This window comes from Bordetella sp. 15P40C-2 (genome assembly GCF_009763235.1).
GTDB lineage: Bacteria > Pseudomonadota > Gammaproteobacteria > Burkholderiales > Burkholderiaceae_B > Bordetella_A.
Window position 1 is genome coordinate 21,645 of sequence record NZ_WSJA01000016.1, and the last position, 6,986, is coordinate 28,630.

Annotated in this window: 4 protein-coding genes; 1 reads left to right on the plus strand and 3 read right to left on the minus strand. The window is 62.9% G+C overall.

What is annotated here, in order from left to right; translation table 11 throughout:
* Positions 1 to 135 precede the first annotated feature (135 nt).
* The gene (locus GOQ25_RS07195; RefSeq protein WP_160349786.1) at positions 136 to 2,748 is read right to left on the minus strand and encodes a DNA topoisomerase III; all 2,613 of its coding nucleotides are present in this window, start codon (positions 2,746 to 2,748) and stop codon (positions 136 to 138) included.
* 62 nt (positions 2,749 to 2,810) lie between these two features.
* Between GOQ25_RS07195 and GOQ25_RS07200 the strand changes: the two genes are divergently transcribed.
* Positions 2,811 to 5,405 carry a GDYXXLXY domain-containing protein gene (locus tag GOQ25_RS07200; protein ID WP_160349787.1) on the plus strand — a complete coding sequence of 865 codons (2,595 nt, stop codon included), beginning with the start codon at positions 2,811 to 2,813 and terminating at the stop codon, positions 5,403 to 5,405.
* Positions 5,406 to 5,488: 83 nt separating this feature from the next.
* On the opposite strand, the gene gluQRS is transcribed toward GOQ25_RS07200, so the two are convergent.
* Both gluQRS and GOQ25_RS07210 read right to left on the minus strand, forming a co-directional pair.
* Positions 5,489 to 6,373: a tRNA glutamyl-Q(34) synthetase GluQRS gene (gene gluQRS / locus GOQ25_RS07205; protein ID WP_160349788.1), complete on the minus strand. Its 885-nt coding sequence runs from the start codon at positions 6,371 to 6,373 to the stop codon at positions 5,489 to 5,491.
* Between the two features lie 3 nt (positions 6,374 to 6,376).
* Positions 6,377 to 6,835, minus strand: coding sequence for a DUF494 family protein (locus GOQ25_RS07210; RefSeq protein ID WP_160349789.1), 459 nt, complete (start codon positions 6,833 to 6,835; stop codon positions 6,377 to 6,379).
* Positions 6,836 to 6,986: the final 151 nt, after the last annotated feature.

Consider the following 6,986-nt stretch of genomic DNA (forward strand, 5'->3'; position numbering starts at 1 on the left):
TCGAGAGTTGTTGTACGAAATTATTTTGCGAAACGATACTGCAAATGTTGAAAGACCGTGGGATTTCCACGGTCTTTTTAATGATGTGAGCCGGGTCATACGATAGGGGATAACCCGGCTGCCGACCCAGCCTCGTCAGCTTGCCGTTTTGGCAGCGGCTTTCTTGGCGGCGGTCTTCTTCGTCGCGGCCTTTTTGGCGGCGGCTTTTTTGGGCGCCGCTTTCTTGGCCGCTGACTTGGCGGCGGTTTTGCTTGCCGTCTTTGTCGCCGTCTTGGCCGGCGCGCGTCCCGGTTTCGCCGCGCGCGGCTCGAACTCAAAGCCGATCTTGCCGTCGGGCTGACGCACCAAGAACGCCTTGAACTTGCGATTGGTGCGGCTGGAGACGAATCCATCTAGCAGATCGGTACGGCCATTCGTCAGCAGTTTGTGCATCTGCTCGCGCGAGATCTCCTGCTGCAAAATGATCTTGCCCGAACGGAAGTCGCAGGACTTTTCCGGGCCCACCGATTTCTCGCACACGTAGCTCAAGCCATGCTCAAAGACATTCGCGTGGCACTTGGGGCAGCCGCCCACCGGCGTGTGTCCCGTAAAGTCCACCGCTTCGTTGTCGTCTTCGTCGTTCTGGCCGAAGTCGAATTCGAGCTTGTTTTCGTCGCTGAGCCGCAAGATGGCGGCGAACGGACGGCCCATCTTGCTGATAAAGCCCTGCAAGGGACCGATCTCGCGCTTGGCCAGCAGCTCTTCGACTTCCGGCAGTTCGAACGTGCGCCCACCCGGGTGCTTGCCGATGGAGAAGTCGCAGTTCGTGCAAGCGAAACGGCGATAGTTTTCCTTGACCACGCCGCCGCATTTGGGACATGGGGTTGTCAAGGTGGCATAGTCGCCGGGCACGGTGTCGCGCTCGTATTCCTTGGCGCGCTTGACGATGACCTGGGTCATTTGCGCGATTTCGCGCATGAAGGCCTCGCGGTTCAAACCGCCCTGCTCGATCTGCTTGAGCTTGTGCTCCCATTCGCCCGTGAGTTCGGGCGAGGTGAGTTCGGTCACGTCCAAACCCGCCAATAGCGTCATCAACTGGCGCGCCTTGGCGGTCGGAACAAGTTCCCTGCCCTCGCGGCGCAGGTAGCCTTCGCCTAGCAAACCTTCGATGATGCCCGCGCGCGTGGCCGGCGTGCCCAGGCCGCGCTCGGACATGGCTTCGCGTAGCTCTTCATCGTCGACCAGCTTGCCCGCGCCTTCCATGGCCGACAGCAGCGTGGCTTCGGTGTAGCGCGCCGGCGGCTTGGTGGCCAGACCCACGGCCTCGACATCCTCGGTGCGCACGGTCTCGTTGTCGCCCACCGGCACGAGGTTGGCGTCTTCGCCTTGCGCTTCCTTGCCGTAGACGGCCAGCCAGCCCGGCGACACCAGCACTTTGCCCTCGGTCTTGAAGCGATGACCCTGCACTTCGGTCAAGCGCGTGGTGACGCGGTACTCGGCCGGCGGGAAAAACACGGCCAGGAAACGCTTTAACACCAGATCGTAAAGCTTGCCCTCGGCCTCGCTCAGATCGTGCGGGATTTGCAGCGTGGGGATGATGGCAAAGTGATCGGAGACCTTTTTATTGTCGAAGATGCGACGATTGGGTTTGACCCAGTTCTGCTCTATGACGGTGCCTGCGTGACGCGACAGGCCGCCCACGGCGTTCGAGCCGCCTTGGGCCAGCGCCTGCATGGTCTGGCGCACCGTGCCCACGTAATCCTCGGGCAGGTAGCGCGAATCGGTACGCGGATAGGTCAGTGCTTTATGGCGTTCGTACAGGGTCTGCGCCAGTGCCAGCGTGGTTTTGGCGGAAAAACCAAAACGGCCGTTGGCCTCGCGTTGCAGCGAGGTCAGGTCGTACAGGGCCGGCGACATCTGGGTCGAGGGCTTGGACTCTTCCGTGACTTGACCGGGCTGTTCGCGACACGCGGCCACTACACTTTGTGCAGCCGCCAGCGACCAGAGGCGCGAATCGCGCTTTTCCGGATCGCGTTCGTCTTTCTTGAAATCCGGATCGATCCAGCGGCCCTGATAGAGACCCGCGGCGGCGACAAAGGTCGCGTGGACTTCCCAGTAGTCACGGGACACGAAGCGGCGGATACGTTCCTCGCGCTCGGCCACAATCGCCAGCGTCGGCGTCTGCACGCGTCCGACGGGCGTTTTAAAGAAACCGCCGTCCTTGCTGTTGAACGCCGTCATGGCGCGCGTGCCGTTAATGCCCACCAGCCAGTCGGCCTCGGCGCGCGAGCGGGCGGCGGCCTCCAGCGGTTTGAGCTGGGCGTCATCGCGCAGATTCTCGAACGCTTCGCGGATGGCGGCCTGCGTCATGGACTGCAGCCACAGCCGTTTGATCGGCTTTTTCACCCCGGCGTACTGAATGATGTAGCGGAAAATCAGTTCACCCTCGCGCCCGGCGTCACAGGCGTTGATCAGGCCGTCGACGTCCTTGCGCTTGGCGAGTTTGACCAGGAGCTTCAGGCGTTCGGCGGATTTTTTATCGGCCGGGCCGAGCTCAAAGGCTGGCGGGATCACGGGCAGGTGCGTAAAGCTCCACTTCCCTTTGACGGGATCGTTGGGCGCGACCAGCCCCAGCAAATGTCCGATGCTGGAAGACAGCACGTAACGTTCACTTTCAAAATAGTCCCCCTCGCGCACGAAGCCTCCTAGGGCGCGCGAGATATCAAGGGCCACCGAGGGTTTCTCGGCAATAATCAGCGTTTTGCTCATGGGTATCCAGTGGCGGCAGACCCGCCGGTGTAGCGCGGATGATACGAGGGGAGATTCGCCACATGCAAGTCAAGTCGGAAATTCGACAGCAATATGAGTTACATGCGTGGCGGCAATTTCTGGCCCGAAACACCCTTTGGCTGGGGATCTGGCTGCTGGGATCCGCAGTCATTTGCGCCGTCGCGGCAAATTGGGACAGTGTGACAAAAACGCAGCGTTTCATTGGCGCGCAGGGGCTGCTCGCAATTTGCGTGCTCGCCGCCGCAGGGTCTGGCTGGCGGTGGCGGGCCGTTGACGACGCCCGTCAGTATGCGCCTTCTGCGTTATTGGCGCTGGCCGGGCTGCTGTTGGGCGCGTTGTTGGCGCTGCTGGGGCAAACGTATCAGACCGGGGCTGATACCTGGGAATTGTTTGCCGTCTGGGCCGGTCTGCTGCTGCCGTGGGCGCTGGTGGGCAGGACGCAGGTGGTGTGGCTGCTGTGGATGGGTGTGGTCAACGTCGCCGGCTTGCTCTATACCTGGGACGGGCATGTGTTTTGGCTGGCTGCGAGAGACGGCGAACAATTTTTGCCCTTGGTACTGGTGAATCTGCTCTTTCTGGCTGGCTGGGAAGTCGCGGGCCGGCGTGCGGGCGCGAGCATGCGGATCGGGCCGAGGCTATTGCTAGCCGGGGCGCTGGGGTTGCTGTTGGCGACACAATTCCTGTCGGCCCCGAATTATTACGGCTTGGGGTCCAGCCTGACTTGGGTATGGGCCGTGGTAACGGTGGGCCTGGGTTTTTACTACCAGCGTGTGCGCCGTGATCTGGTCGCGTTGGCGATCCTGGCCGCTGGTGTGATCGTGATGTCGCTGCGCATCGTGGGTGAATGGTGGTTGGACGTCGCCAACGGGCCCTGGGTGGCGCTCGCGCTCGCGGCGATCTTGATCGCCGAGGCGGTGGTGGCGGCGGGCTGGCTGCGGCGCCTGGCGGCAACCCTGCCAGCGGCGGGTACCCCAGACATTCCCGCTCCCCTTGCCGCACCGTGGTATGTGCAAGGGTTACTCGCCTTAAGCGCCTGGCTGGCGACATTGCTGCTGCTGCTTTTCCTGGTGGCGGTGGCCTGGGTGGAGTCCACCGAGGGAGCTTTAGTCAGCGGGCTGGTGCTTTGCGGACTCGCCGTGACGGGCTTGCGGGTGAGCACCCGCTTATTCTGGAGCCAGTGCCTGACGGCGATGGGTTTTGGCGGCCAGCTGCTGGTGTGGTTCGCCTTGCTGTTTGGGGACGCGACTTATGAGCTTCATACCGGCGTTTGGTTTTGTCTGCTCGTCGTGGGCGCGTTGGTCTACGCCTTTGGGCGGGATGTGCTGCTGCGGTTCTTGACGGCGGGACTTATTGCGCTGGCGTTGAGCGGGCTCATCGCATTGCAGTGGCTGCCGGGGATGGCGAATGAAGAACTGCTGTGGACGTTATGGGATGACAACGGGCTATCGACGCGGGTGTGGCTGCCGGTAGAGGTCGTCGGGGCATGGGCGGCGGCGATTGCTTTTTATCTGGGGTACCGCCCGGTCTGGACGGGGGTGGGCATCCGGGAAGCTGGGCTAGGTTCGTTCCCAGAACCTCAACACGTGGCGTTACCGGCGCAAGGCCGCTGGGTCGCCTTGCGTCCGTTGGCCTGGGCCTTCGCGTTGGCGGTGCAGCTGACGGTGGGAATGGTGGGCGGCGCAACAATCACGCACTTAGCCGCGTTGTGGCAGGGTGAGGCGCTGTTTGCGGTCATCGTCGTGGCCGGGGTGTTGCTACCGGCGGTCTGCGCGCTGGTGGTGCTATGGCCGCGCCGTGCCGTGCTGACGAGCGGCGTGGTGTGGGGTACGCCGTTGGGGTTGCTGTTGTTGGCCCTGTTCTGGTTGCCGAGTCCGGGCGTGGCCTTCGCGCTGGCGTGGTTGCTGCTGGGTTACGGACTGAGGGACGCACGACTGACGACGCTGGGCGTCGTGGGTCTACTCGGGTATGTGATGTTTTACTACTACCAACTGCAGGTGCCGCTGATCGATAAAGCCTTGTGGCTGGGCGGCGCGGCGTTGTTGTTGTTTTGCCTGCGCGCGCTTGTGTACTGGGTGCCGCGTTGGATGAAGACGATTGAGGTGCCCGGCGCCGTACGCGTGGCTCCCGCCTCTTCGGCCTTGCGTTGGCGTACGGTTGGCATGTTGGCGGGCTTGGGACTGATCCTCGCGGTGGTGAACGCCACGATTTGGCAACGCGAAACACTGCTGGCGCAAGGGCGAGTCGTGATCCTGGAACTGGCGCCCGTGGATCCCAGATCGTTGATGCAGGGCGACTATATGGCGCTGAACTTCGCCGTCGCGGATTCGCTACGGCCGCGCTGGGATAGTGCCGCGCACGATCTGACGGACGATGGATATGTCGTTCTGGCCTTGAATGGCGACGGCCTGGGACTGAAGGTGCGTACGCAGGAGGACGCGACGCCGCTAAACCGGGAGGAAGTCGCGTTGCGGTACCGGATTCGCAATGGCGATGTGCGCATGGTGACCAATGCTTATTTCTTTTCGGAGGGGCAGGCCGATCGTTACGCGAATGCTCGCTATGGCGAGTTGCGCGTGGGCGACGATGGCACTGCGCTGTTGGTGCGATTGCTGGATGGTGACCGGCAGCCGCTTTAGTGTTTTGTGCGGCTTGGTACGGTGCGCGAGTGTCGGATTAGCGGGACCGGAATCGATGCAGGCGAACGAAGTCCGGCGTGTCCTTAGGCGGCGTGCCGCACAAAGCGCCGCGCCCACAGCAAGGTCGCGCGTTGCAGGAATTTTTCGGGGGTGGCGACTTGTACCGGCGCGAAGCCGAGCGCCCGCCACGCCTGCTCCAGCATCAACATTGGCTGGCGGGTATCCAGCGCCGGCGCACCGTTCTGCTTGGACAGTTTCAGACCACTTTCGGGGTCGGTGACCAGGGGTACGTGCATGACACGCGGAGGCTGCGCGCCCAGCAGGCGGGCGAGGACACGCTGACGCGCGGTGGAGCTGAGCAGGTCCGCGCCGCGCACGATATCGGTGACGCCCTGCGCGGCGTCATCTACGACAACGGCAAGCTGATAGGCCCATAAACCGTCTGCGCGTTTGAGCACGAAGTCGCCCACGGCATGTTCGACGTCCTGCTGCTGTGGGCCGAGCCAGCGATCGGTAAAGGTTTCCACGCCGGGGGGCACGCGTAGCCGCCACGCGCGGGCTTGACGGCCTGGGGCCAGTCCGGCGCGGCAGGTGCCGGTATAGGGACGCTCGCCATCGGCATTGGTGTAGCCGCCGCGCAGGGCGGAGTCGGCGATTTCACGACGGGTGCAGCCGCAGCCATAGATCAGACCACGTTGCGCGAGCGCATCAAATGCTTGTTGATAGGCCTCGCCACGTTGGGACTGCCAGACGATGTCGCCATCCCAATGCAGGCCGAGGGCGCGCAGCTGGGACATGATGGTCTCGGCGGCACCCGGCACGGTGCGCGGCGTATCCACGTCTTCGATGCGCAGCAGCCAGCGGCCGCCGTGGGCGCGGGCATCGAGCCAGCTGGCCAGGGCGGCGACTAAGGAACCCAGATGTAATGGACCGCTGGGACTCGGCGCGAAACGACCGACGTAGGTCACAACTCAGTGGAGCCGGCGGCTGCCCTCGTCATCGAGCAGTTCTTCGAGGACCAAGTTGTCGATTTCGGCTTCCTGGCTCCAGAGGACCATGAGCGCGATGATTTTCATCTGATCGAGCGGCACGGGGGTCTCCGGCGCGGCCAAGGCGCGGTCGATGACGATTTCACGCAAGGGCGCGGGCAGCACGCCAGCGGATTCGAGGAATGCGATGAAGCCGATGGACTCGGAGCCCAGCTGACGGTATTCGGAATCGGTGTAGATGCGAGTGCCAGTGCTGGGCACTTGGGCCAGATCGACGCAGCGCTCGGTGGTTTCGGCCAAGCCATACAGCCAGCCGAGGGCGTCGTCTATGTCTTCGTGCTCGAAACCAGCTGCCGCCAGGCGCTTGGCCAGGATGTCTGCCGCGGGACAGGCTTGCGGGGTGTAGTAGTTTTCGAACAGATAAACGAGGATATCGAACATATGGCGCAAGGTATTGCCTGTTTGCACAGTCGGCCCGCATATCGGCAAACCAGCAAACGTGGATTTAAATGTACGCCGAATTGGGTGTGGGGGCAAATGGGTGAGTTTTGGGGTTTCTTTCGGCTGATTTGCGGGGAGACGGGGTGGGGCG

Coding starts and splice junctions, on each gene's coding strand:
- GOQ25_RS07195 (WP_160349786.1), bottom strand. CDS start 2,748: ATGAGCAAAACGCTGATTATTGCCGAGAAACCCTCGGTGGCCCTTGAT.
- GOQ25_RS07200 (WP_160349787.1), top strand. CDS start 2,811: ATGCAAGTCAAGTCGGAAATTCGACAGCAATATGAGTTACATGCGTGG.
- GOQ25_RS07210 (WP_160349789.1), bottom strand. CDS start 6,835: ATGTTCGATATCCTCGTTTATCTGTTCGAAAACTACTACACCCCGCAA.